Genomic DNA, 649 nt, shown 5'->3' on the forward strand with positions numbered 1-649 from the left:
GGCGTCCACCCGGTGGCGCTTGAGCTGCGGGCTGCGCGCCAGCGGCAGCAGCCCCATGCACAGGTTGCCCATGCACTCCAGCGGTTCATCGCGCAGGCTCCCGGCGCCGCACAGCGCCCGGACCCGTCCCAGCGCTGTCGCGCCAAGCGGCCGTAGCGCGTCGTGCATCCGCAGCTGGGCGAAAGCCTTGAGCAGCAAACCCACGCCGCGGCCATCGGCGCTGTCGAAGCGTTCCGGGCGCAGCGCCAGGTGCACCGCTACCCCCATCAGTACACCGCGTGCGAGCCGGGCGTCGTCCCCGTCTTCGTCCCCGTCTTCGTCCCCGCGCAGCCGCGCCAGCGCGTTGGCAATCTGCGCGAGATGGCCGAAGTCGAACGCACTCCACGGCAGCGGGGGCCGACCCAGGCGTGCCGCCAGCAGCCTGGCCGCCTCCCGCAGGCCGGTCTCCTGCGGCCACCTGGACAGCGCATTCAAGGCCATCGTCACTTCCTGCGCGGTCATCGAGGGGCACAGCACCTCCTCGGTGGCGAGCCGTTGCGCCAGGGCCAGCACCGCGTCCCGCGCTTCGGGCGCCTCCGGCCATCTGGACAGCCCATTCAGGGCCATCGCCACCTCCTGTGCGTCCATCGCCTCGCGCAGCACCTTTTCG

Annotated in this window: 1 protein-coding gene; it reads right to left on the reverse strand. The window is 72.3% G+C overall.

The window, feature by feature from the left end; genetic code table 11:
- Nucleotides 1-649, reverse strand: a 649-nt coding sequence (locus AB3X89_RS40105) for a hypothetical protein (protein WP_368588041.1), incomplete at both ends; no start/stop codon positions are given.

It is taken from the genome of Paraburkholderia sp. BR14320, from assembly GCF_040948665.1.
GTDB lineage: Bacteria > Pseudomonadota > Gammaproteobacteria > Burkholderiales > Burkholderiaceae > Paraburkholderia > Paraburkholderia youngii.